Origin of the sequence: Bradyrhizobium genosp. P (assembly GCF_049949265.1) — a bacterium.
In the GTDB taxonomy this organism is placed as follows: domain Bacteria; phylum Pseudomonadota; class Alphaproteobacteria; order Rhizobiales; family Xanthobacteraceae; genus Bradyrhizobium.
In genome coordinates, this window is record NZ_CP188195.1 from 503810 (window position 1) to 526183 (window position 22374).

At 64.4% G+C, this 22374-nt stretch carries 18 protein-coding genes and 2 pseudogenes; 9 read left to right on the forward strand and 11 right to left on the reverse strand.

Annotated elements, in window-relative coordinates:
• Positions 1–282: 282 nt before the first annotated feature.
• Both ACP2YO_RS02565 and ACP2YO_RS02570 read right to left on the reverse strand, forming a co-directional pair.
• The gene (locus tag ACP2YO_RS02565; protein ID WP_426438767.1) at positions 283–1602 is read right to left on the reverse strand and encodes an Hsp70 family protein; all 1320 of its coding nucleotides are present in this window, start codon (positions 1600–1602) and stop codon (positions 283–285) included.
• Positions 1603–1982: 380 nt separating this feature from the next.
• Positions 1983–3116, reverse strand: a pseudogene (locus ACP2YO_RS02570) (PQQ-binding-like beta-propeller repeat protein); the annotation flags it as partial.
• A 78-nt stretch (positions 3117–3194) separates the two neighbouring features.
• On the opposite strand from ACP2YO_RS02570, the gene ACP2YO_RS02575 reads away from it, so the two are divergent.
• Positions 3195–4292, forward strand: coding sequence for an ISAs1 family transposase (locus ACP2YO_RS02575; protein ID WP_426435191.1), 1098 nt, complete (start codon positions 3195–3197; stop codon positions 4290–4292).
• Positions 4293–4457: 165 nt separating this feature from the next.
• Here the strand turns inward: ACP2YO_RS02575 and ACP2YO_RS02580 are convergent.
• Both ACP2YO_RS02580 and ACP2YO_RS02585 read right to left on the reverse strand, forming a co-directional pair.
• Positions 4458–5561, reverse strand: a pseudogene (locus ACP2YO_RS02580) (membrane-bound PQQ-dependent dehydrogenase, glucose/quinate/shikimate family); the annotation flags it as partial.
• A gap of 370 nt (positions 5562–5931) precedes the next feature.
• Positions 5932–6888, reverse strand: coding sequence for a LysR family transcriptional regulator (locus ACP2YO_RS02585; RefSeq protein WP_426438769.1), 957 nt, complete (start codon positions 6886–6888; stop codon positions 5932–5934).
• Positions 6889–6991: 103 nt separating this feature from the next.
• Here ACP2YO_RS02585 and ACP2YO_RS02590 point away from each other — a divergent pair, with 103 nt between their 5' ends.
• Positions 6992–8170, forward strand: a complete 1179-nt coding sequence (locus ACP2YO_RS02590; RefSeq protein ID WP_426438771.1) for an MFS transporter — start codon at positions 6992–6994, stop codon at positions 8168–8170.
• A 139-nt stretch (positions 8171–8309) separates the two neighbouring features.
• Here the strand turns inward: ACP2YO_RS02590 and ACP2YO_RS02595 are convergent, their stop codons facing one another.
• From ACP2YO_RS02595 to ACP2YO_RS02605, 3 genes are read right to left on the reverse strand one after another with little or no spacing between them, the layout of a single operon-like run.
• Positions 8310–9584 (reverse strand): MFS transporter, encoded by a 1275-nt coding sequence (locus tag ACP2YO_RS02595; protein ID WP_426438773.1) that lies wholly within the window; start codon positions 9582–9584, stop codon positions 8310–8312.
• A 30-nt stretch (positions 9585–9614) separates the two neighbouring features.
• Positions 9615–11075 carry an NAD(P)-binding domain-containing protein gene (locus ACP2YO_RS02600; protein WP_426438775.1) on the reverse strand — a complete coding sequence of 487 codons (1461 nt, stop codon included), beginning with the start codon at positions 11073–11075 and terminating at the stop codon, positions 9615–9617.
• Entirely contained in the window at positions 11072–12046 is a 975-nt protein-coding gene (locus tag ACP2YO_RS02605; RefSeq protein ID WP_426438777.1) for a LysR family transcriptional regulator, read from the reverse strand. Before ACP2YO_RS02605 ends, ACP2YO_RS02600 begins: the two co-directional genes overlap by 4 nt.
• A 92-nt stretch (positions 12047–12138) precedes the next feature.
• Between ACP2YO_RS02605 and ACP2YO_RS02610 the strand changes: the two genes are divergently transcribed.
• Genes ACP2YO_RS02610 through ACP2YO_RS02620 form a run of 3 tightly spaced genes read left to right on the forward strand, consistent with a single transcriptional unit; the run spans position 12139 to position 14338 of the window.
• Positions 12139–13287 (forward strand): PLP-dependent cysteine synthase family protein, encoded by a 1149-nt coding sequence (locus tag ACP2YO_RS02610; RefSeq protein ID WP_426438779.1) that lies wholly within the window; start codon positions 12139–12141, stop codon positions 13285–13287.
• Complete coding sequence (locus tag ACP2YO_RS02615) at positions 13284–13769, forward strand: CMD domain-containing protein (RefSeq protein ID WP_426438780.1); 486 nt, start codon at positions 13284–13286, stop codon at positions 13767–13769. Before ACP2YO_RS02610 ends, ACP2YO_RS02615 begins: the two co-directional genes overlap by 4 nt.
• Positions 13766–14338 carry a peroxidase-related enzyme gene (locus ACP2YO_RS02620; RefSeq protein ID WP_426438782.1) on the forward strand — a complete coding sequence of 191 codons (573 nt, stop codon included), beginning with the start codon at positions 13766–13768 and terminating at the stop codon, positions 14336–14338. Before ACP2YO_RS02615 ends, ACP2YO_RS02620 begins: the two co-directional genes overlap by 4 nt.
• Before the next feature lie 210 nt (positions 14339–14548).
• On the opposite strand, the gene ACP2YO_RS02625 is transcribed toward ACP2YO_RS02620, so the two are convergent.
• Together ACP2YO_RS02625 and ACP2YO_RS02630 are read right to left on the reverse strand one after the other, a co-directional pair.
• Positions 14549–15682 (reverse strand): threonine synthase, encoded by a 1134-nt coding sequence (locus ACP2YO_RS02625; protein WP_426438784.1) that lies wholly within the window; start codon positions 15680–15682, stop codon positions 14549–14551.
• Positions 15683–15722: 40 nt separating this feature from the next.
• Positions 15723–17768: an acetoacetate--CoA ligase gene (locus tag ACP2YO_RS02630; protein ID WP_426438786.1), complete on the reverse strand. Its 2046-nt coding sequence runs from the start codon at positions 17766–17768 to the stop codon at positions 15723–15725.
• A 169-nt stretch (positions 17769–17937) separates the two neighbouring features.
• On the opposite strand from ACP2YO_RS02630, the gene ACP2YO_RS02635 reads away from it, so the two are divergent.
• Together ACP2YO_RS02635 and ACP2YO_RS02640 are read left to right on the forward strand one after the other, a co-directional pair.
• Positions 17938–18957 (forward strand): glycoside hydrolase family 3 N-terminal domain-containing protein, encoded by a 1020-nt coding sequence (locus ACP2YO_RS02635; RefSeq protein WP_426438788.1) that lies wholly within the window; start codon positions 17938–17940, stop codon positions 18955–18957.
• Positions 18958–19051: 94 nt separating this feature from the next.
• Positions 19052–19234: a hypothetical protein gene (locus tag ACP2YO_RS02640; RefSeq protein WP_426438790.1), complete on the forward strand. Its 183-nt coding sequence runs from the start codon at positions 19052–19054 to the stop codon at positions 19232–19234.
• A 93-nt stretch (positions 19235–19327) separates the two neighbouring features.
• Here the strand turns inward: ACP2YO_RS02640 and ACP2YO_RS02645 are convergent, their stop codons facing one another.
• Positions 19328–19750: a hypothetical protein gene (locus tag ACP2YO_RS02645; RefSeq protein WP_426438792.1), complete on the reverse strand. Its 423-nt coding sequence runs from the start codon at positions 19748–19750 to the stop codon at positions 19328–19330.
• A gap of 424 nt (positions 19751–20174) precedes the next feature.
• On the opposite strand from ACP2YO_RS02645, the gene ACP2YO_RS02650 reads away from it, so the two are divergent.
• Together ACP2YO_RS02650 and ACP2YO_RS02655 are read left to right on the forward strand one after the other, a co-directional pair.
• Positions 20175–21124, forward strand: a protein-coding gene (locus ACP2YO_RS02650) for an IS630 family transposase (protein WP_426435017.1) whose coding sequence is annotated in 2 segments (ribosomal slippage) — positions 20175–20511 and positions 20511–21124 — 951 coding nt in all. Because the reading frame shifts where the segments join, the coding sequence is not laid out codon by codon here.
• Between the two features lie 293 nt (positions 21125–21417).
• Positions 21418–22017 carry a LuxR C-terminal-related transcriptional regulator gene (locus ACP2YO_RS02655; protein WP_426438794.1) on the forward strand — a complete coding sequence of 200 codons (600 nt, stop codon included), beginning with the start codon at positions 21418–21420 and terminating at the stop codon, positions 22015–22017.
• A gap of 30 nt (positions 22018–22047) precedes the next feature.
• On the opposite strand, the gene ACP2YO_RS02660 is transcribed toward ACP2YO_RS02655, so the two are convergent.
• Positions 22048–22296, reverse strand: coding sequence for a hypothetical protein (locus ACP2YO_RS02660; protein WP_426438796.1), 249 nt, complete (start codon positions 22294–22296; stop codon positions 22048–22050).
• Between the last annotated feature and the right edge of the window lie 78 nt (positions 22297–22374).

Consider the following 22374-nt stretch of genomic DNA (forward strand, 5'->3'; position numbering starts at 1 on the left):
TCTGGTGCATATAGTACAACAATTGGTGCATGTCAAATTACAACGTTGCATTATTGACGGAATTGATGCGAGATGGTGGGGTCTCGTTGCGGGTGTTGGTGCAGCGCGGGTCGTTGCCTGCTAATCAATGCCTTGAGGCAATCTCTATCCCCGCTCCCTTCCAAGGCGATGTGCCAGCGTCGGCCGGGAATCCGTGTTGATGCCACAGTGCTGCCTGATAGGCCCTTCGATCGGGTCGTATGCGCGATGCCGTCAGCATTCTCGCCGTCGGATCTGTCTCCGTCACGCCGCGGCGGCGACCGTCCACCTGTCGGGCTCCGCCGTCTGCCCGATCAACGCCAGTCCGTACGCGATCGACTCGAATTGATCGGCTGATGTCAGCTTCGCCTTGCCGAAGCGCTTGGTGAACAGGCGTTGCACGGCTGGTACGAATGAGGTGCCGCCGGTCAGGAACACCTTTTCGATATCGCCTGCGGTGATGCCGGCCTTGGCCAGCGCTTCGTCGACGGTGGCGCCGAGGCGGGCGACGTCGTCGGCGATCCAGCTTTCGAAATTCTTGCGGGTGACGGTGGCGCCGATATCGATGCCTTCGCGCGCAAAGCGGAACTCGACGCTATCTTGAGTCGATAGCGCGACCTTGGTGTCGGATACCGCGCGATACAGCGCAAAGCCGAGATCGAGGTCGACGATGGTGATGAAATCGTGCAGCGGGTCCGGATCGAGCGCGCTGCGCACGAGCTGCCGCAGGTCGCGCAGGTCCGAGCTGCCCTTCAGCATCGCAAGCTGATGCCACCGTGCGAGGCTCGAGTAATAGTGATTGGGAATCGGCAGTACCTTGTCGAACGAGCGGTAGTTCGTTCCCTTGCCGAGCCGCGGCGAGACGATGTGGTCGACGATGCGATAGTCGAACGTGTCGCCGGCGATGCCGATGCCGGCATGGCTGAGCGGTTCCGCGCGCAGCACGCCGTTCGCGCGCGAGAAGCGCATGATGGAGAAGTCGCTGGTGCCGCCGCCGAAATCGGCGACCAGCACGGTGGCGTCGCGCTCGAGGCTGCGTGCGAAGGAGAACGCGGCGCCGACCGGCTCGTAGACATAGCGAGCGTGTCCCGCGCCGAGCCGCTCGAACGCGGCCTTGTAACGCTGCATGGCAAGTTCGTCGTTGGGATTGCCGCCGGCGAACCGCACCGGGCGGCCGACCATGACGGTCGGCGCGCCGAGATCGAAGCCGTCGCCGGCATGGCGCGTCAGCGTGCGCAGGAACGCCGCCAGCAAATCCTCGAATTTGTAGCGCTGCCGGAAGATTTGCGTGGTGGTGAAGGCGGAGCTCGCCGCGAAGGTCTTGAACGACTGGATGAAGCGATGAATGCTGCGTCCCTCGAGGAACTGCTCGATCGCCCATGGGCCGCCCTCGGCGCGCGGATGCAGCCCGGCGCCCGGCCGATCCTCCCAGAAACAGATCGCCGACACATAGACGCTATGCGTCCGGCCGCCATGCTCGAACCTGATGGCCTCGACCCGGCCGTCGCCGTCGGCCAGCGCAACCACCGTGTTGCTGGTGCCGAAATCGACGCCAATCGAGACGGCGGGCAGGGCGCTCGACATGTCATGCTCTGATTGTGATGTGAAAGGGGGCGGACGTTTAGCGGCTTTGGCCGCGTTTGCCAACCCGTGCCGGCTCCCCCAGCTCCCCTTGCAAGCGCAGGGTCATCGCATGTGCGCTCGATCTTTCCACAAACTCGTCATGCCCGGGCCGGCGCGGGCATCCACGTCTTGGTTTCCCCGTGACAAAGACGTGGATGGCCAGGACAAGCCTGGCCATGACGAGTGTGGGAGTGGCGATTGCCCTATCCGCAAGCGGGAGACGGGGCGGGCCAGCAGCCGCAGTCTACTTTGCATGGGGTTGTTTTCGATATTTTTGCGGTGCGCCCCTGCTTTCAGTGGAAAGGAGAAGATAGGCCGTCGCCTGGACGGAGCGCGGCCCTTCAGTCCTTCAAGGTGTAGGCGATGACGTAGTCGCCGCGCTTGGTGCCGAACGAGCCGTGGCCGCCGGCCGCGGTGACGACATATTGCTTGCCGCCGACCTCGTAGCTCATCGGCGTCGATTGCGCGCCGGCCGGCAAGCGATCTTCCCAGACCACCTTGCCGTTGCGCACGTCGTAGGCCCGGATCGTGTACTCATAGGTTCCCGTGTAGAATGCGACCCCGCCGGCGGTCGTGATCGGCCCACCCAGCATCGGCACGCCCATCTTGAAAGGAAGGGGCAGCGGCGTGGTGTCCCTGATCGTGCCGTTGGGATGCTGCCAGACGATCTTCATCGTCCTGAGATCGATCGCGGCCATCGAGCCCCATGGCGGCCGGTAGCACGGCACCGAGAGGGGCGAGAGGAAGCTCCAGATGGCCACCCCGAACGGCGTGCCATACATCGGCTGCACCCCGACCTCGCTGCCGACCGGCTTCTCGGCCGTTGGCGCGGGAGGATTTTGCGGGCCGCGCGGAATGAGCCTCGAGGCGAAGGGCAACGACATCGGATTGGCGATGGCGATCTGTCTCACAGGATCGACCGCGATGCCGCCCCATTCGAACATTCCGAGATTGCCTGGAAACACGAGCGTGCCCTGCAACGACGGCGGCGTGAACGTGCCATCGTAGCGCAGCCGATGGAACAGGATCCGGCACAGCAACTGGTCGAAGATCGTGCCGCCCCACATATCCGCGCCGGTCAGTTTCGCCTCCGGGCGGAATGTCAGCTCGGAAAACGGCTGTGTCGGTGCGGAGCGGTCGCCGGGCGCGGCTCCCTGCGGGACCGGACGTTCCGGCGCCGGCACGATCAGCTCGCCGTTCCTGCGGTCGAGCACAAAGACGTTGCCCACCTTGGTCGGCTGGATGATCGCGGGAACGACGCCCTTGGCCGTCGTCACATCGACCAGGCTCGGTTGCGAGGAAACGTCCATGTCCCAGAGGTCGTGATGCACGGTCTGGTACGACCAGGCACGCTTGCCGGTATTGATATCCAGCGCGACGATGGAGCTGGAATAGCGTTCGACGAGTGCATTGCGATTGCCGCCCCAGATGTCGGGTGCGTTATTGCCGGTGGGGATGTAGACCAGGGGAATCGCATGTGCGTGCCTGCAAGTAGTTGCCAAATCGGAAGAAAAGGATTCTGAGGATAGCTCCTGATCTTGAGGGAGCAGCCGATGCAGAGATTTGCGGAATGCTTTTCGGAGTTGCCCGACCCGCGGGCCGACAACGCGCTGCATGACCTGACCGAGATATTGTTCCTCGCGCTGATGGCGACGCTGTGCGGGGCGACGAGTTGCACCGACATGGCGCTGTTTGCCCGGATGAAGGCCTATCTTTGGCAGGATGTGCTGGAGCTTAAGAACGGTCTGCCGAGCCACGACACATTCAGTCGGGTGTTCCGGATGCTTGACCCGAAGGCGTTTGAGGTCGCGTTTCGGCGCTTCATGAAGGCCTTTGCGCAAGGCGCGAAGATCAAGCGGCCACGCGGGGTGATCGCGCTCGACGGCAAAGCGTTGCGGCGCGGCTACGAACGCGGCAAGAGCCACATGCCGCCGGTGATGGTGACCGCCTGGGCGGCGCAGACGCGCATGGCGCTCGCCAATGTGCTGGCGCCGAACAACAACGAAGCCGATGGCGCCCTGCAGTTGCTTGCGCTTCTGCAGCTCAAGGGCTGCGTGGTCACAGCCGACGCCCTGCATTGCCACCGCGCGATGGCCAAGGCGATCGTGGAACGGGGCGGCGACTACGTGCTGGCGGTGAAGGCGAACCAGCCTACTCTGTTGGAGGATGCCAAAGCCGCAATCCGCGCCGCCAAACGCAAGGGCAAGACCTCGCTCACCACCAAAGACGCTGAACATGGACGCAACGAAAAGCGTGTTGCTCTCGTTGCACCGGCTCCCGACATGGCCAGGAAGCACGACTTTCCAGGCCTCAAAGCTGTTGCCCGCATCACCAGCAAGCGGGGCCAGGACGACACGGTCGAGCGCTACTTCCTGATGAGCCGCCCCTATAGCCGCAAAGAGGTCCTGCGCATCGTCCGCGCTCATTGGGGCATCGAAAATAGCCTTCACTGGCCGCTCGACGTCACCCTCGACGAGGATCTTGCTCGCAATCGCAAAGACAACGGACCGGCCAATCTGGCCGTGCTTCGCCGCCTGGCCCTCAACGTCGCCCAGGCTCACCCAGACACCACAGTCTCCCTGCGCGGCAAGCTCAAACGCGCCGGATGGAACGATGCCTTCCTTTTTGAACTCCTCGGCCACATGCGATAGCCCTGGGATGTAGACGAGGTTCAATTTCGGATCGAACGAGGCCGTGATCCAGGAGTTCGGCGAACCGTTGGTGTAATGACGCGTCGGCGACGGCAGCTCATTCTCGTCCGCCGCGCCGGAGTCCCGGGCCCAAACCAGTTTGCCGGTGTAGACATCGAAGCCGCGGATCACGCCCGAAGGCACGTCGACCCCATAGTTGTCGATCACTGCGGCTGCAACGACCAATATCTTGTCACTGACAACCGGCGGTGACGTCGGCTCGAAGAAGCCCGGCGTCTTGATCGCCATCCCTTGCTGCAGGTCGAGGGTGCCGTGATCGGCAAAGCCATCGCAGAGCTTGCCGCTGTCGGCGTCGAGAGCGATCATGCGGCCATCATTGACGGGCAGGAAGATTCGCCTGACACATTCGGTGGGCGCCGGACTGCCGCTGCTGTCGACGGCATCAGGCGCGGCTTCGTGATAGGAGACCCCGCGGCAGGTCATGTGCTGGAACGTCTTGTTGAACGTCAGCTTGGGATCGTACCTCCAGCGCTCCGTGCCGGTCTTGGCGTCGAGCGCAAACAGGACCTGGTGCTGTGAGCAGAGATAGAGGGTATCGCGCACCTTGATCGGGGTGACCTCGAAGGTCGTCTCGCCGGAATCGTTTGGTGTCGGCATATCGCCGGTGCGGAAGGTCCAGGCGACCTTGAGGTTGCCGGCGTTGTCAGGCGTGATCTGCTTCAGCGGCGAATAGCGCTGTCCGAACTGCGTGCGTCCATAGGCGCGCCAGTCACCATCCGGCTGCGGGTCGGCTTCGCTTTGCGGCACCGCGGAGGCAGACTCGACGATCGTGCCGTCGATGTCGTGATAACCAGACAGCAGCGCGATGACGAGCACGACGGAGGCCACCACGACGCCGGCCCAGAGCAGTGCCGTCACGCGACCGTAAGATGTCCGCTCGTTTCGCACCAGCCCGCGAACCATCACCGGCGTCAGCAGCCAGAGCGCCATCGGGAAGATGATGTCGCCGCGCGCCGCGAGCGGCCACCAATCGAATTGCACCTCGTAGACAGCCCACGCCAGCGTGCCGACCAGCACGATCGCGAACAGCCAGAGCGCCTGATGGCGCTGGGCCAGCAATAACGCACCGGTGGCGAGAACGCCGACCCCGAGGATAATATAGAAGATCGACCCGCCCAACGCGGCGAGCCAGATGCCGCCGCCCGCGAGGACCAGCCCGATCAAGGCGTAGATGATAGCCGTGATGAAGACTGCCCTGGATCGCTGCATGGGTGCTCCAGTGCGGAAGGTGGACTGGGCTTGTCCGGCACAAGCGCAACAGACCGCGTCCGCTTCGAGGAAGCTTCATCCAATCCCGCGCAACTGGCAACCTGGAACTGCTGCGTCGATGCAACACCCGCGCGCAAAGCCGCGACGTTAGAAACGTGTTGAAGAAAAATTCTTCTAAATGCGCGCGCAATGTTCCACAGCAAGCGACTCAGGTGGCTCGGCTCATTCCGCGTTGACGCGGCTGCCTTGATCATCGGCCAGCGTTTGGCAATCTCCTCCTGCCACGTTTGCAGTCCGTCGTCATCCCGGAGCACGCCATTTTGGCGCAATCCGACGATCGTGTGGCATGCGTTCCTCGGCGTGCGTCCCTTCATCGGCTGAGGACGACCTTCCACTTTCCATCCGCGCCACGCCGCGGCGCCGGGTCGCCGGTGTGGATGTGCTTCGCCAGGAAATCGATGAACGCCCGCACGCGCGCCGGCAGCGGGCCGGCGTGGCCGACATAGACCGCGTGGATGTCCTCGCGGTCGCCGGGATTGAGCCCTTGCAGCACCGGCACGAGGCGTCCGGCCTCGATGTCCGGCCCGACATGGAACAGCGCCAGCCGTGCCAGGCCGACGCCGCCAAGCGTGAGCTGGCGCGCGGCTTCACCATTGCTGGCGCGAGCAACCGGCGGCGGCAGCGCCTCCTCGATCCGATCGGTGCGACGGAACGGCCAGCCGCGGATGCTGCGAGGAAAGGTCCAGCCGATGCCGCGATGGGAGGCGAGGTCGGCCGGCGTCCTTGGTGTGCCGAGGCGGGCCAGATAGGAAGGGGCTGCGACCACCACCATGCGGCTGGTGCCGAGCTTGCGCGCGATCAGGCGCGAGGCGCTGAGCGGGCCGACCCGGATGGCGACATCGGCGCGCTCCTGCATCAGGTCGATCAGCGTATCGGTCAGCACGATGTCGAGCGTGATGTCGGGGTTCTCGCTGAGGAAGCGCGGCAGCAGCGGCATCACATGCAGCATGCCGAACGGGATGTTGCTGTTGACGGTGAGATGGCCGCGCGGCGTGCAGGAGGCAGCCTCGCGTTCAGCCTCCTCGATATCGGCGAGAATGCGCAGCGCGCGCTGATAGAAGGCCTGCCCTTCCTCGGTGAGCTGGAGCTTGCGCGTCGTGCGGTTGACCAGCCTTGTGCCGAGCCGCGTCTCGAGCCGGGAGACCAGCTTGCTGACACCCGACGGCGTCAGGCGCAGGCTCTTTGCCGCTGATGTGAAGCCGCCGAGATCGACGACGCGGACGAACACATCCATCTCGCCGGAGCGATTGGTATCGAGGCGGCTCATGTTGAATTCAGGTCACAAATGATTGGATTGACGCCATTCTAATCCTTTTGCGTTCGTTTCGCTATGTCGCAGGTCGGAATGCCATTCGATCCGGAGCGACCCGATGCCTGCTGCTGTTCTTGCCCTGACCGCCGGTGCCTTCGGCATCGGCACCACCGAATTCCTGATCATGGGGCTGTTGCTGCAGGTCGCCGCCGACATGCAGGTCTCGGTCTCCGCGGCGGGTCTGTTGATCTCCGGCTACGCGCTCGGCGTCTTCGTCGGCGCACCGATCCTGACGCTGGCGTCGCGGCGGATGCCGCGCAAGGCGGTGCTGCTGGCTCTGATGGCGATCTTCACTCTCGGCAATGCGGCCTGTGGGCTGGCGCCGAACTATGAGCTCTTGATGGCGGCGCGGATTCTCACCTCGCTTGCGCACGGCACCTTCTTCGGCGTCGGCTCGGTGGTCGCGACCAGCCTCGTCGCGGAAGACAAGCGTGCCTCCGCGATCTCGACGATGTTCATCGGCCTGACGGTCGCCACCCTGCTCGGCGTTCCCTTCGGCGCCTGGTTCGGCCTGATGCTCGGATGGCGTGCCGCGTTCTGGGCGGTGGCGGCAATCGGCGTCGCGGCCTTTACCGTGCTGGCGGTGTTCGTCCCCGGACATGTCGGGAGCGATGACAAGCCGGCTCCGCTGCGCGAAGAACTGGCCGTGCTAGGGCGCCCACAGGTGTTGCTCGGGCTTGCGATGACGGTGTTCGGCTTCGGCGGCCTGTTCGCGGTCTTTACCTATGTGCAGCCGATCCTGACACGTCTTACCGGATTTTCCGACGCCGCCGTCTCGCCGATCCTGCTGGTGTTCGGCGCGGGGCTCGCGATCGGCAATGTCGCCGGCGGGCGGCTCGCCGATAAAGGGCTGGCGCGTGCGCTGATCGTGACGCTTGGCGGTCTCGCCATCGTGCTGGTCGTGCTGGCGGCCGTGATTTCGGCCAAGGCACTGGCCGTGGCGCTGCTGTTCGTGCTCGGCATCGCGGCGTTTGCGACCGTCGCGCCGCTGCAGCTTCGCGTGCTGGAAGCGGCCGGCGTGGAAGGGCGCACGCTGGCTTCGAGCCTGAACATCGCGGCCTTCAATCTCGGCAATGCGCTCGGCGCCTGGGCCGGCGGGCTCACCATCGATCGTGGCCTCGGCCTCGGCGCGCTGCCGCTGGTCGCGGCGGCGATCACGGTGATCGGGCTGTTGCTCGCCCTCTGGAGCCTGCGCCTCGACCGGCCGATGGTTGCAGCAGTTTGCCCGGCCGAATGAACTGGGATCACAAGGAGTTCGACGGTGGATGACCATCGGGGCGCGCGACGAAACGCAGCTTCGCGATAATTTCGGCGAAGGCTTTGCGCGATTGAACCCGCCGCCGGTTTGAGCCGGAGCGCGAATGTGTCAAGCTTGGCTATCGCGGCGTGGCGTCCACGGGCCGCATCGCGATCACGGAGATCAGGCCAAGGCCGACGCCGATCATCACGTAGAAGATCGGCGCCAGCGGCGAGGCCGTGAGCGCGATCAGCCAGGTGACGAAGAACTGCGCGAAGCCGCCGGAGATCAGCACCGCGACGTTGTTGACGATCGACAGCGAGGTCGAGCGGATGCGGACCGGGAACAACTCGACCAGCGTGGTGCAGTAGACGCCGAGGAAGAACGCGCTGAAGCACCCGATCACGACCTGGCTGACCAAGAGCTTCGTGATCGAGGGCGCGGCGATCACCCAGCTGTAGAGCGGATAGAGCGAGATGAAGTACCCAGCGAGCGAGACCAGCAGCAGCGGCTTGCGCTGATAGCGATCGGAGATGGCGCCGGCGATCGGGACGACGATGACCATCACGATCGCCGCGATCATCTGCACCAGGAAGCTCTGCATCAGCGGCAGCTTCAGCACCTCCTTGGCGTAGGTCACGGTGTAGCCGAAGGTCACGTAGAACGAGACCGCGCTCGCGACCACCATGCCCATGCCGATCAGATAATTGCGGCCGGGGCTCTTCAGGTCATCCGTGAAGGTGGCTTTCTGCGCCGCCGCGCGGTCCTCGCGAAGCGCGTCGGGCTCGATGAGTCTCGCGCGCATGATGAGCAGGATCGGAATGATCGCGAGCCCGACGAAGAACGGGAGGCGCCATGCGCCCGCGGCCAATTGCTCCGGCGTGAACAGCAGCGTCAGGCCGGCGCCGAACGTGGCGCCGAGCACATTCGCCATCAATTGCCCGGTGATCTGCCACGAGCCGTAGAAGCCGGCGCGACCCGGCGGCGCGGCTTCGATCAGGAATGCGGTCGAGCTGCCGAACTCGCCGCCGACCGAGAAACCCTGCAACAGGCGCGCGACCAGCACGATGAACGGCGCGGCGATCCCGACGCTCGCATAGGTCGGCGTCAGCGCCAGCATCGCGACCGCCAGCGCCATCAGCGTCATGCCGAGCGTCATCGCCGCCTTGCGTCCCTTGCGATCGGCGTAATAGCCGAGCACGAGGCCGCCGATCGGCCGCATCACGAAGCCGGCGCCGAACAGCGCGGTCGTCAGCAGCAACGCGTTGACGTCGCTGCCGGGAATCTTCGGATCGACCGGAAAGAACAGGTTCTTGATGACCGGGGTCATCAGCGCGAAGATCGTGAAGTCGTACCATTCCATCGCGTTGCCGGCGATCGCCGCCACGATGGCATTCCGGTTGCTGGTCTGCATTGGCGCTGGCCTGTTTGTTGCGGGGCAGGTCTATCCGGCTTGCTGTGTCGCGTCGGCGTCGGTCCATTCGTCGCCGAGGAGTTCAGGCGTCGCGAAGGCCTTGAGGCTTTCGAAATGGCGCGCGCGATCCTCGACAAAGAGCTCGCGGACGAGGCCGCGCGCGAGCCGGTCGGCGCCTTCGCTGATCGCGGGGATGTCGCCGCTCAGCTTGCCGTGGCTCAGCGTCGCCGGATAGTTGAAGCAGTGCAGCCGCGCCAGCGCTGGACATGCGCCGGGTACCTTCTCGAGGAACTCAAAGCTGTCGCCGAGGTCCGGAGAGGATTCCAGCTCCGCATTGTCCATCCCGGCGGGCGCTGTGAATCGATCGGACCACATGCGGATATGCGGCGCGAATTCGGCAAGCTCCGGGCGCCGGCCGAGGTCGACGTTGAAGCCGGTGCCGAAGATGATGAAGTCGGTCGCGTAGCGGCCCTTCGGCGTCGTCGCGACGAGATGATGATCATTTTCGACGGTGAGATCCGTCACCGGGCTCGCCAGATGGAAATGCGCCTGGCTGTGGGCGGAGATGCGCAGCACGCTGGGCCGCGGCGGCGGCGTCTGCGCCTTCAATGTGTGATCGAGGAAGCGCCACTTCCATTCGTCCGGCAGCCCGGCAAAGCCATGGACGACGCCCTGGCTGCCGATCCCGGTGAACTTGTTGACGCGCGGGATGTCCGGCCGCCGGATGAAGAGGTCGAGCCGGGCAGCGCCGGCTTCCAGCGCCGTGGCCGCATTGTCCACCGCGGAGGCGCCGGCACCGACCACGGCGACGCGCTTGCCGCGCAACCGCGTAAAGTCGATCGCCTCGGCCGAGTGCGCCCAGAAACGCTTGTCGATGCCGTCTGCGAGCGGCGGCACATAAGCGCCGCCGAGGCCGTCGCGTCCGGTTGCGAGCACGACATGGCGCGCGAGCAGTTGCCGCGCGCGGCCACCCTCGCTGATATCGAGCGCCAGCAAATCGTCGGAGCGCGCGTGAATGCCCTCGACCGACACTCCGTTGCGGACCGGTAGATCGAGCACCCTGCGATACCAGATCAGATAATCCATCCACATCGTGCGCGGTGCGCGTTCGAGAGCCTTCCAGGCCGCCTCGCCATACTGCGCCTCGTAGAAGGCGCGGAATGTCAGCGCCGGCAGGCCCATCGCCGGGCCGGTGAGTTCCTTCGGCGAACGCAGCGTTCGCATCCGGGCGAACGTAGCCCAGGGGCCTTCCTGGCCGGCCGGAGCGCGATCGAGCACGAGGTGATTGTCGACGCCGAGCCGCTTCAGCATTCCCGACGTGACGAGGCCGGCCATCCCCGCACCCACGATTACGACGTCGATCACGTCCTGCCCGTCGACCAGGCGGCGCGGTACCCATGATTTGGACGGCAGTTCGAGCCAGGCGAGATCCTGCTTCAAGCGCGCTTCGAGCACCGCTAGTCCGGTTACGCCGTCGGCGGTCACCGTCATGACTTCTCCTTTTCGAACGCGTCGCCGGCCGCCTCGGACAATGCCGCCTCGCCACCGTGTAGTTTCGCGCCTGATATCAGCGTAACCGCGGCACGCAGCGCATCGTTGACGGCGGCGACCGTCGGCGTGAGCTCGCGCCCGGCCGGCGAGATCGCGGCGAACAGAAAGGGGATCGCAACATCGAGCGGGCGGGTGACGACGCCGTCGACCGCAAGGCTCGCGGTCAGCACCGGCTCGATGATGGCGATGCCGAGCGACTGCTTGGCCATCGCGATCGCCGTCAGCGAGGCGTTGGTGTCGATGATGTTTGCGGGTGCGGCACCGGCGCGTTCGATGGCGTCCTCGACGCGGCGGCGCAGCCGATAGGGATTGGCCATGGTCAGGAGCCGGCGGCCGTCGAGATCCTTCAGCCGGATCACCTTGCGCTTGGCGAGCGGATGATCCGCGGCGAGGCACGCCACGCAGGGCACCTCGCAGACCCATTGCACATCGAGGCCGGGATGCTGGACCGGCAGGCTTGCGAGCCCGAAGTCGACCGATTGCGAGAGCACGGATTGCACGACATTCTCGGCGGAGAGCGCCTGCACATGAACCTGCCGTGGCAACAGCGCCCTATCCATCGCCGCCAGCGCGGCCGGCACGACGCCGCCCGCCAGCGCTGCGATCGCGGCGAGGCTGAGCACCGGCAGCGCGCCGGCGCCGATCGCGGCCGCACGACCGCGGATATGCTTCAGCCCAAGCAGCAGGCGTTCGACTTCGGCGTGGAACAGGATGCCCTTCGGCGTCGGGCTGATGCGCGGGCCGTTCCTGGAAAACAGGAGATAGCCGACGTCGGTCTCCAGATCCTGGATCTGCCGGGTGACCACCGGTTGCGAACGGCCGAGCAGCCGCGCCGCGCCCGTGATGCTGCCGGCCGACATCACGGCAGCAAAGGCTTCCAGCAGGCGGATATCGATCACGTCCTCTTGCATGCCCACATCCTTATCATTCGTATTGAGGATGATAAAGCCATCTTGATGCTGCATACGAATTATGATTACGTGGCGTGATGTCGAGCGGTCCCATGTCGCCACGCCAAAATCCACCAACCGAGCCGAGCTATCGGCGCGGCTGGGTTGACGACGCCGTGTCGGCGATCGAGGCCGACCAGTGCCGGTCTGCCGACACCCATCTGATGCGGCTGATCGTCCCGGCGCTGTCAGGCATCGACATCTATCTGAAGGATGAATCGACCCATCCGACCGGCAGCCTCAAGCATCGCCTGGCGCGCTCGCTGTTCCTCTATGCGCTGTGCAATGGCCACATCCGCGAAGGCACCGCGGTGGTCGAAGCGTCGTCGGGCTCGACGGCGGTCTCGGAGGCCTATTTCGCGCAGATGATCGGCGTGCCGTTCTATGCGGTGATGCCGCGGACGACGTCGGCCGAGAAGATCGCCGCGATCGAGCATTATGGCGGCAACTGCCATCTGATCGACGACGGCCGCGCGCTCTATGCCGAGGCCGCCGCGCTCGCCACGCGGCTTGGCGGGCACTACATGGACCAGTTCACCTTTGCCGAGCGCGCCACCGACTGGCGCGGCAACAACAACATCGCGGAATCGATCTTCGTTCAACTCGGGGTCGAGCGGCGCCCGTTGCCGGAGTGGATCGTGATGAGCGCCGGAACCGGCGGCACGTCGGCGACGATCGGGCGCTATTTGCGTTATCGCCGGTTTCCGACCCGGCTTTGCGTCGCCGATGTCGAGCATTCAGCGTTTTTCGATTGCTTCCGCACCCAGGACCGCTCCCTGGTCTGCGAACGGCCCACACTGATCGAAGGCGTCGGCCGGCCGCGCTGCGAGCCCTCGTTCGTGCCGGGTGTGGTCGACCGGATGATGAAGATTCCCGATGCGGCCTCGATCGCGGCGATGAACGTGCTGTCGCGCCTGCTGCGCCGGCCGGTCGGTGGTTCGACCGGCACCAATTTCCTGGCGCTCTGCCGCCTCGCTTCCGAAATGCGCGGCGCTGATCAGACCGGATCGCTGGTGACGTTGATCTGCGACTCCGGCGAGCGCTACCGCCAGACCTATTACGACCCGGCATGGCTGAAATCGCGCGGGCTCGATCCCTCGCCTTACGAGGATGAGCTGAATGCGTTCCTCGGCAACGCGCATCCGCTTCGTATCGCGGTCGAGGACGTGCAAAACCCTCGCGACCTCAGAGATCCCCAATGACCAATTTGATCGAGACGCTCGCCGGCGTTCCGCCGGCCTCGAAGCTCGGCGAAGCCTTGAAAAAACGTGCCGAGGTCCTGCGCCTCAGTGAAGCCGCGCATGACGCCGTGCTGCTGCCGCGCGATCCGGGCGGGCTGAGCCACGCTTTGCGGGCCGCGCTCGCGGCACGGATGTGCCGGCATGTCGGCAACGACGAACTGGCCGGTCATTACGACGGCTATCTGGCCCATTCCGGCGACCTCGACGCGACCCCGCTCGCGCATCCTGACGGGAAAAGCGGTGAGGCGCGGCTCGACGCCATCGCGCGGCATGCTGATTTGCTGACGATCGCGCCCCGCGAAGCGACGCGCGGAGATATCGAGGCGCTGAAGGCCGCCGGCGTCGCCGAGCCGGACATCGTGCGCCTCGCCGAACTTGCGGCCTTTGTGAACTACCAGCTTCGGGTCGTCGCGGGCCTGAAAGTTTTGAAAGGCGTGCAATGAGCGAGGTGGTCCACCAGTTCACGGCCAAGGTCCCGACCTGGTCGCCCTATGTCACGCCGGTCGATCTCGCGACCGCGACACCGGCGCAGCGCGCCGCGATGCAGGTGACGCCGTCGAACACCGGCTTCTCGCCCTACGTCCTGACCCTGGCGCACGATCCGGAATCGCTGGAGGTGCGTTCGCCGCTGTTCAACCTGATCATGTACGGCAAGGACGGGTTGTCGTCGGCGGAACGCGAACTCGGCGCTGTCGGCGCCTCGATCGTCAATCGCTGCGTCTATTGTGCCGCCGTGCACGCCTCGCGCTTCATCGGCATCACCCGCCGCACCGACATCATTGACACGATCTTCGCCGACGAACGCGACGCGACGCTGCCACCGCGCGACCAGGCCTTGTTCGATTTCGCGGCCAAGCTCTCGACCACGCCGGTCGAAGTCGGCCCCGATGATGCCAAGGCGCTGACGGATGCGGGATTAAGCGAGCTCGAACAGCTCGATCTGGTGCTCTCGGCGGCGCTGTTCGGCTGGGCCAACCGGCTGATGCACACGCTTGGAGAGCCGCGCGCCTGACGGTCTGACCGCGACGGGACTGAGCTCCCTCGCCCCGTTCTTACGGGGAGAGGGTTGGGGTGAGGGGTTGCTTCAGCGAAATCGATGCAAGTGAGCGCGCGGTCAATCCCCCTCACCCGGAACGCATCTTACGATGCGTTCCGACCTCTCCCCGCAAGCGGGGCGAGGTGGAGCGGTCTCCGCTGCAAGCTTCGATACAAATTCGTCTTTCTAAACCTTCGCTAGAATATCCGTAATCAACGACGCGGCCTTGATCCCGGTCCCGGTGATGATGACGACAGTGCGCTCAGTCGGGCGGATCGCGCCGCGCTCCTTCAATACGTCAAGGGCTGCCGCGGCCGAGGCCGAGGTCGGTTCGACGAACAGGCCGGTGCCCGCGAGCCGCTTCAAGGCGGTGACGATCCTGTCCTCGGGGATCGCGATTGTGCCGCCGCTGGTTTCCCTCAGCGCCGCGATCATCTGCTTCAGGCGCAGAGGATGCTTGATGGCGGTGCCTTCGGCGATGGTCTTGTGGACCGCGCGATCGACCGGCGTGTCGACGCCGGCGGCAAAGCTGGCATCGACCGGCGAGCAATTCAGCGGTTGGGCCGCAAACAGGCGCGGTAGCCGTGTGATTTGTCCGGCGGCGAGCAGCTCCTGGAAGCCGATATGGCAGCCGAGCAGGCTGCTGCCGGCGCCGACCGGCATGATGACGTTATCAGGCGCGGTAAAGTTGCAGTCTTCCCAGATCTCGTAGGCCAGCGATTTCGTGCCCTGAAGGAAGAATGGCTGCCAGTTGTGGCTCGAATAGAATGTCTGCTTCGACTGGCGGATCGCTGCCGCTTCGGATTCCTCGCGCGGTCCCTCCACCAGCTGGACCTCGGCACCGAAAGCATGCATTTGCGCAACCTTCATCGGCGACGTCGTGGCCGGTGCGAGGATCCTGACCCGCATCCCGCCCGCGGCGCCGTAGGCGGCAACGGACGCGCCGCCATTGCCCGAACTGTCTTCGAGCACCGCCTCGACGCCGAGCTGTCGCATGAACGACAGCATCACGGTGGTGCCGCGATCCTTGAAACTCGCGGTCGGATTGAACCATTCGAGCTTGAAGTGGGGGCGCAGGTCTCCCCACGCTCTCTCGACCATGGGTGTACAGCCTTCGCCCATCGTGATCGGCTTTGCGACCGCGATCGGCAGCGCGGCCCGGTAGCGCCACAGCGAGCGGGTGCCACGATCGATGTCGTCGCGGGAGATGCCGGGTAGCGGCGTCACCAGCAGCGGCTTGCCCTCGTCGGAGCACCAGCGCGGTACATCCAGCGGATAAAGCTTGCCGTTGAGCGGGTCGATGTAGCTGGGCGATGGCATGTCGTCTGATCCTAAACGCTGCTGGGCGGAAGCACTGGCCTCACGCCGTGCCAGCTTGCCTGCTCAAATAGTTCTTTGCAAAATCCAGATACCAGTCCAGGCATCCGGGATTGGCCATCGCATCCTTGTTGATGACTTTTTCCAGGGGATGGCCGAGCAGCAACTTCTTGATCGGCAGCTCCTGCTTCTTTCCGGACAGCGTTCGCGGAATCTCGGTGACCGCGAAGATATCGTTGGGCAGGAAGCGGCGCGACAGACCGGCCTCGACCGCCTTGTTGATATCGGCCTTCATCGCGGCATCGAGCGTGATGCCCTCGCGCAGCACCACGAACAGCGGCATGTAGCTGTCGCGGCCGAGATATTCGAGGTCGACGACCAGGGAGTCCAGCACCTCCGGCAGCGCCTCGATCGCCGAATAGAGTTCGCTGGTGCCCATGCGCAGGCCGTGGCGATTGATGGTGGCATCGCTGCGGCCGTAGATCACGCAAGCGCCGTCCGGGTTGATCTTGAGCCAGTCGCCGTGCCGCCACACTGGACCGCGGCCGGAACCGTCGAAATTATCGGGATAGGTCTCGAAATAGCTGGCGCGATAGCGTGCGTCACCGGGATCGTTCCAGAAGCGCAGCGGCATCGATGGCAGCGGTTCGGTGCAGACGAGCTCGCCAACCTCGTCGATCACGGCGCGGCCCTGCTCGTCGAAGGCCTCCACGGCGCAGCCGAGCAGGCGGCACTGCATGATGCCCGGCGTCTGCGCCAGCTCGCGATTTCCCCCGATGAAGGCGCCGGCGAAATCGGTGCCGCCGGAGATGTTCGCCCACCACATGTCGGCCTGCGCAGCGTTGCCGTTGCTCTTCGAGAGCGCGGCGAAGCGTTGGTTGAACCAGGCTTGCGTGTCGGCGCTGAGCGGTGATCCGGTCGAACCCAGCGCGCGCAGAGGCGAGAGATCGCCGACTGCGGCGAGATCGATCTCCGCCTTGGTGCAGTTGGCGAAGAACGCAGCGCCCGCGCCGAAGAACGTCGCCTTGGCACTGGCTGCGAAGCGCCACAGCGTGGTCCAGTCCGGCTTGTCCTTTGAGCCGCCAGGGCTGCCGTCGAAGATGCAGCAGGTGGTGCCATTGAGCAGGCCGTTGGCCTGGCAGTTCCACATGATCCAGCCGGTCGAGCTGTACCAGTGAAAACGTTCGCCGAATGAATTGTCCTGATAACTGCAGCCGATGTCGTTGTGCAGGGTCGAGAGCGGCAGCGAAACCACGATCACGCCGCCATGGCTGTGCAGGATCGGTTTCGGCAATCCGGTGGTGCCCGAGGAATAGACGATCCAGAGCGGATGATCGAACGGCAGCCATTCCGGCTCGAACGCGTCGATCTCCTTGCTGTTGGCGGAGAGGATCGAAGCGAGCGTCGTCTCCGACGTCTCGTTCTCGCTGTGCAGCATGACATGCTGCACCGTCGGCAGCGCGCGCCGCAAGTCCTCGACCACCGATCGCCGGTCATGACGCCGGCCGGCATAGGTCACGGCGTCGCAGGCGATCAGCACCTTTGGCTCGATCTGCTTGAAGCGATCGATCACCGCGGGCGCTGCCATGTCGGGCGCGCAGACGCTCCAGATCGCGCCCAGGCTCGCGGTTGCGAGAAACGCGATGATCGTCTCCGGGATGTTCGGCAGATAGGCCGCGACCCGATCGCCGGAGCCCACGCCCTCGGCCTTCAGGTGCAGCGCCAGCGCGGCGACTTTGCGCTTGAGCTCGGGCCAACTCGTCTCCGAAAGCTTGCCGTCTTCACCGCTCGAGACCAGCGCCGGCAGGCCCGCGGCATTCGCCGGCTCGGCATGGCGCAGGACTTGTCGGGCGTAGTTGACCTGAGCGCCGGGAAACCACACCGCGCCGGGCATTTTACGGCTCGCCAGCACGGCGGGGTGCGGCGTCGGCGATTGAATGTCAAAATAGTCCCAGATGCTCTGCCAGAAGCCATCGATGTCGGTAACCGACCAGCGCCGCATCGCCTCGAAATTCGCAAAGCCGAGGCCGCGCGTCTCCTTCAGCCATTGACGGTAAAGGGCCATTTGCGGGACGTAAGGTGCTGTCATGGTCGGTTCCGGATTTTCTTAATCGTGGCTTGCGCCCTCTCTAACATAGAGATGAGCGCGCGGGGAACGCAGTCCGGCGGCACGCCGCGTCAGCATATTCTTACCGCTGTCTCCGCATGCTAAGGCGTTGGGAAGAAGCCGCGCCTGATTCTGCGCGCAGGATGAGCCAATGCCCATGTCGATGCCCATGTCCGTCGGCGAACTCTTCATCCTCGGCTTTTATGGCAAGGTCATTCCGCCATGGCTGAATGATTTCGCAGCGCGCTTCGGGCTCGGTGGCGTGATCTTGTTCGATTATTCCTGCCAGTTCAGGCAATACGACAACAACATCGCCTCGCCCGCGCAGGTCCAGGCACTCTGCACCGAGATCGCGGCGCTGCCGTCGAACCCGATGGTCTTCATCGACCAGGAGGGCGGACTGGTACGCCGGCTCAAGGAAGGCTTGGGGTTTGCGCCGCTACCGAGCGCGAAGGAGTTCAACCTGCTTGCGACGGCAGAGAAGCGGGCGATCCTCGCCGCGAGCTATGGTGAATTGCGCCGGCTCGGCATCCGCTACAATTTCGCACCGGTCATCGACGTCGACTATAATGCTGACAATCCCAATATAGGCAGAATCAACCGGTCCTATTCGGCCGATATCAGTGCGGTCGAGGCCAACGTGCGCCTTGTCGACGCTGCGGCGCGGCAGGCACGGATCGGCCTCTGCCTGAAGCATTTCCCCGGCATCGGCGGCGCCAGCGTCGATTCGCATCTGGAGTTCATGGACGTCTCCGATTCATTGCGGCCCGAGCAGGAGGAATTGTTCTACACACTGGCGCCGCAGACCTATGGCGATGCGGTGCTGGTCAGCCACGCCATCGTCGGTCCCTGGGACACGCGTAATCCGATGACATTGTCATCGGCCGGGATCAGCCGGCTGCGGCGGCGCTTGCCGGAGACGCTTCTGATCACCGACGACATGCAGATGCAGGGGCTGCAGAAGGCGCTCGGCACCCATGCTGCCAGCCTGCAGGCGATCGGCGCCGGTATGGACATGATCTGCATCGGCAACAATCTGTTTGACCAGGAGCAGGAGATGGCCGCCATCGCCGGGACACTCGCGGCGCGGATCGCCGACGGCTCGCTCGATCAAGCTGCGGTGCGGCAATCGATTGAGCGGGCGCGAAAACGCAAGGCGCTGCTCGCCTGAACGCTCAGCGAAATTTATCGTGGGCCTTGACGGCCCGATGGAACCAACCATCATTGCCGCGAATTAATGGAGATGCTCATCGGGGCTAACAATCATGAAGATGCTCAAGCGTCTCTTCCGATTTACCTGGCTGCGTCGCGTCGCGGGTAAATCAGCTGATCTCCCGCCTGCCTCCATCGATCCCGACGAATTCACGCGCCTGCTCTGCAGCGGGCGCCGCGAGGATCTGCGGATTCTGGCGAAGCGGCTGAGCCTGCGCTCGAAGGCTCACGCGTAGCCGACGGCTTCCACCAGCTGTGTGCTGGTTCCGACCATTCGGAGCCGGCTAATCCTGTGGGGAAAGTCCGGCAAGACCCGCCCGGCAAACCGGCTATTGCTTCGCCTTCTCGTGGCTCGCGATCCCAACCGCCTTGTAGTCGTAGGTTGGATAGAATTCGGTGTGATAGGGGCCCCAGGCGCTGTTCTCGATGATGCGGTTGACCTCGCGCAGTCGCGATGCCGGAAGCCGCAATGTCACCACTTGGCCAATTCCCATCATCACATACCAGCTGACGACCTCGACGCCTTCGGGCGGAAACGCCTTGTAGAAGCCCTGCCGCTCGAGTTGGGCATTCAACTCGCTGAGCGGCCGCGACTGGTCGTGCTTGAAGAAGATCGTGACCATCACCGCGTTGTCCGGCGTCGGCGTTGCCGTGTCTGATGGTGCGGCCTGAGCCTGCGCAGCGCTGCCGAGCGCCAGTACAACGGCCAGTGCCGCGATCGTCATCCAGGATCCGTTTCGTTTGCGCATCATTGCTGCCTCATTGCTGGGGTCTTGCGGGCTATTCGGGCGGCGATCATTGCGGCACGGAGAAAGGCTGTAAATTGCCGTTCGCCGCTGTCGCGGTGTCCTCGCTCCGATGTGAACGATCTCACAGCGGTGTGCTGGAGCATGCGGTATGCAGGAGATACCGGACCATCCCGGTGCCGAGGGCATGGCCATGACGACGCGACGGATGGCGTATTGGTGGTTCAGGTTCGTCACATCAGGACGATTCCTGCAGAAGTTCCTCCGGCTCCGCCGTCCATGAGGGGGCGCTGCTACAGGAGCCATTGCCGGGGAGTCGGGGGCGCCGCGGCGGCCTGCTAGAGCATTTTCACAATTGGTGGAATCGGAGGATTCCCAGCGCGGTTGCTCCATGATTCAGTTTCCGCATTGATTCGAGGCGGAGGCTTTGATGGGAGCACCTTATTCTCAAGATTTGCGTGAACGGGTCATTTCCGTCGTCGACGGCGGAATGGGAGCGTATCAGGCAGCGCCGCTGCTGCGGGTCAGCGTTTCCTACATTTACAAGGCGCTGGGGCGTTGGCGGGCGACTGGCGAGACGACGGCTCGCCCGTCGGGCCGCGGGCCGGCTCCGAAACTTGCTGCTCACGATGAAGCGCTGCGCCAGCGGATCGTGCACAAGCCAGACGCCACGCTGGAGGAGATCCGGGCGTGGCTGCTGGCCACGCACGACGTGAAGGTCAGTATCGGCTGCTTGTGGAAGCGCCTGCGCCAGCTCGGCCTGACGCTCAAAAAAAGTCACTGAGAGCTGCGGAGCAAGATCGGGCCGATGTCGCCGAGGCGCGTGTGGAATGGCGCGCCGGTCAGGCGGAATTGAGCCCGGAGCGCCTGGTCTTCATCGACGAGAGCGGCGCGTCCACCAAAATGACCCGGCTTTACGGCCGCTGCGCGCGCGGCAAGAGGCTCGTTTGCACAGTCCCGCACGGCCATTGGAAAACAACCACCTTCGTCGGAGCTTTGCGCCAGGACGGCATGACCGCGCCGTGCGTCTTCGACGGCCCGATGAACGGCGAGACATTCCTCGCCTGGGTCGAGCAGTTCCTCGTTCCGACGCTGCGGTCGGGCGACATTGTCGTGATGGACAATCTGTCGAGCCACAAGGTCAGGGGCGTCCGCGAAGCCATTGAGGCGGCCGGTGCGATGTTGCGCTATCTGCCGCCATACAGCCCGGACCTCAATCCGATCGAGCAGTTCTTCGCCAAATTAAAGTCCCTGCTGCGCAAGGCAGGCGCACGAACTCTCGAAGCCCTCGACAACGCAATCGCCGACGCCCTTACCCGCTTCTCGCCAACAGAATGCCTGAACTTTCTCGCCGATGCCGGTTATCGTCACCAACCATGAAAACGCTCTAGAGGGCGGCGAATCACCTCTAATGACGGCCGCATCCATGCGCCAGGCGCGGGCAAACTTGGCGGCGGAAGGTAAATATTTTCCCGTTGAACTACGGAGATCGGAGTGGGAACCCACCCGTAAGACCACTGTAACTCGACCCGAATATCCCCAGATTCATTGTCAAATCGGTGGCCATCTGCGTCTGTTTGACTATCCGATCCCCAGATCACAGTTGCGTTATCCGTATTTCTACTGCGTCCCGCGTTAACGCGGACACAGTTTACCTTCGGTAAACCATACCTATGACGCAACGCGACAATCGAGCCGAGATCCGCCTACCGACCTGGATCGACGAGGGCGTTCCGTTCGAGACCGAGGCTAGTCCGCCGTCCGTGCCGCAAGCGCCGGTGACCGAGGAGGCCGGCGCAGCGATCGTCCGCCAGTTCAACGGACCCGTGACGGCCCTGCTGCTCTACATGAACGAACTCAAGCAATACAGCCATCAATTCGCCCGGACGCCCGGCGACGGCATCTACCTGCGGCAGGTCATCGAGAATGCGCTCGAGCAAACCGAGCGCGTCTCCGCGATGCTGAAGCAGATTTCCGATCTCTACCCGAACGCAATTCCGGCGGCCGACCTCAGGCCGGTTCGGGACGACAAGCCGGCCCGCTCCCGTTCGCCCGATGTGATGTTCGCCCCCGAAGCCGGCCGCAAGCCACTGACCAAGCGCGAGCGCGAAGTGCTCAACCTGATCAGCGACGGCTATTCCAACAAGCAGGGCGCGTTGCGCATGAACATCAGTCCGCGCACATTCGAGAGCCATCGCGCCGAAGCCATGCGCAAGCTCGGCGCGCGCAACACCGCCGATCTCGTCCGCAAGGCCCTGTTGCAGCCCGTCTGATTCACGCCCGATCAGCAGCGGCGATGGGGCTCAGACGTAGTCTTCAGCCGCGAACTGCATGCGCAGTGCCGGCCGCGTCGTCGGCGCGCTGGATGTCCGCTCGTCCGGAATGATCGTGATCACCCAGGTCGGTTTGACAGCGGTCTTGCTCTCGACGATCGAGCGGACCTGGCCCGTGACCATCGCACCGGCCGAACGGATGGTGGCGGATCGGCCGTTGAATTGGGCGATACGGAAGCGCCTGGCTTCCTTCTGGTCGGTCGTTTCGTACGTGAACATCGGCTCCCCCGCGCGTCCACGCACTCTGCGGATGCAACGTTATCCGACGGTGAAAATCGCAAGCCGTAGAAGTACGGC

What these genes read in the sequence shown, in the direction of transcription:
- ACP2YO_RS02615 (WP_426438780.1), top strand. Translation starts at nt 13,284, where the DNA reads ATGACCAATTTGATCGAGACGCTCGCCGGCGTTCCGCCGGCCTCGAAG.
- ACP2YO_RS02605 (WP_426438777.1), bottom strand. Translation starts at nt 12,046, where the DNA reads ATGCAAGAGGACGTGATCGATATCCGCCTGCTGGAAGCCTTTGCTGCC.
- ACP2YO_RS02610 (WP_426438779.1), top strand. Translation starts at nt 12,139, where the DNA reads ATGTCGCCACGCCAAAATCCACCAACCGAGCCGAGCTATCGGCGCGGC.
- ACP2YO_RS02590 (WP_426438771.1), top strand. Translation starts at nt 6,992, where the DNA reads ATGCCTGCTGCTGTTCTTGCCCTGACCGCCGGTGCCTTCGGCATCGGC.
- ACP2YO_RS02635 (WP_426438788.1), top strand. Translation starts at nt 17,938, where the DNA reads ATGCCCATGTCGATGCCCATGTCCGTCGGCGAACTCTTCATCCTCGGC.
- ACP2YO_RS02645 (WP_426438792.1), bottom strand. Translation starts at nt 19,750, where the DNA reads ATGATGCGCAAACGAAACGGATCCTGGATGACGATCGCGGCACTGGCC.
- ACP2YO_RS02600 (WP_426438775.1), bottom strand. Translation starts at nt 11,075, where the DNA reads ATGACGGTGACCGCCGACGGCGTAACCGGACTAGCGGTGCTCGAAGCG.
- ACP2YO_RS02640 (WP_426438790.1), top strand. Translation starts at nt 19,052, where the DNA reads ATGAAGATGCTCAAGCGTCTCTTCCGATTTACCTGGCTGCGTCGCGTC.
- ACP2YO_RS02655 (WP_426438794.1), top strand. Translation starts at nt 21,418, where the DNA reads ATGACGCAACGCGACAATCGAGCCGAGATCCGCCTACCGACCTGGATC.
- ACP2YO_RS02660 (WP_426438796.1), bottom strand. Translation starts at nt 22,296, where the DNA reads ATGTTCACGTACGAAACGACCGACCAGAAGGAAGCCAGGCGCTTCCGT.
- ACP2YO_RS02575 (WP_426435191.1), top strand. Translation starts at nt 3,195, where the DNA reads ATGCAGAGATTTGCGGAATGCTTTTCGGAGTTGCCCGACCCGCGGGCC.
- ACP2YO_RS02595 (WP_426438773.1), bottom strand. Translation starts at nt 9,584, where the DNA reads ATGCAGACCAGCAACCGGAATGCCATCGTGGCGGCGATCGCCGGCAAC.
- ACP2YO_RS02625 (WP_426438784.1), bottom strand. Translation starts at nt 15,682, where the DNA reads ATGCCATCGCCCAGCTACATCGACCCGCTCAACGGCAAGCTTTATCCG.
- ACP2YO_RS02620 (WP_426438782.1), top strand. Translation starts at nt 13,766, where the DNA reads ATGAGCGAGGTGGTCCACCAGTTCACGGCCAAGGTCCCGACCTGGTCG.
- ACP2YO_RS02630 (WP_426438786.1), bottom strand. Translation starts at nt 17,768, where the DNA reads ATGACAGCACCTTACGTCCCGCAAATGGCCCTTTACCGTCAATGGCTG.
- ACP2YO_RS02585 (WP_426438769.1), bottom strand. Translation starts at nt 6,888, where the DNA reads ATGAGCCGCCTCGATACCAATCGCTCCGGCGAGATGGATGTGTTCGTC.
- ACP2YO_RS02565 (WP_426438767.1), bottom strand. Translation starts at nt 1,602, where the DNA reads ATGTCGAGCGCCCTGCCCGCCGTCTCGATTGGCGTCGATTTCGGCACC.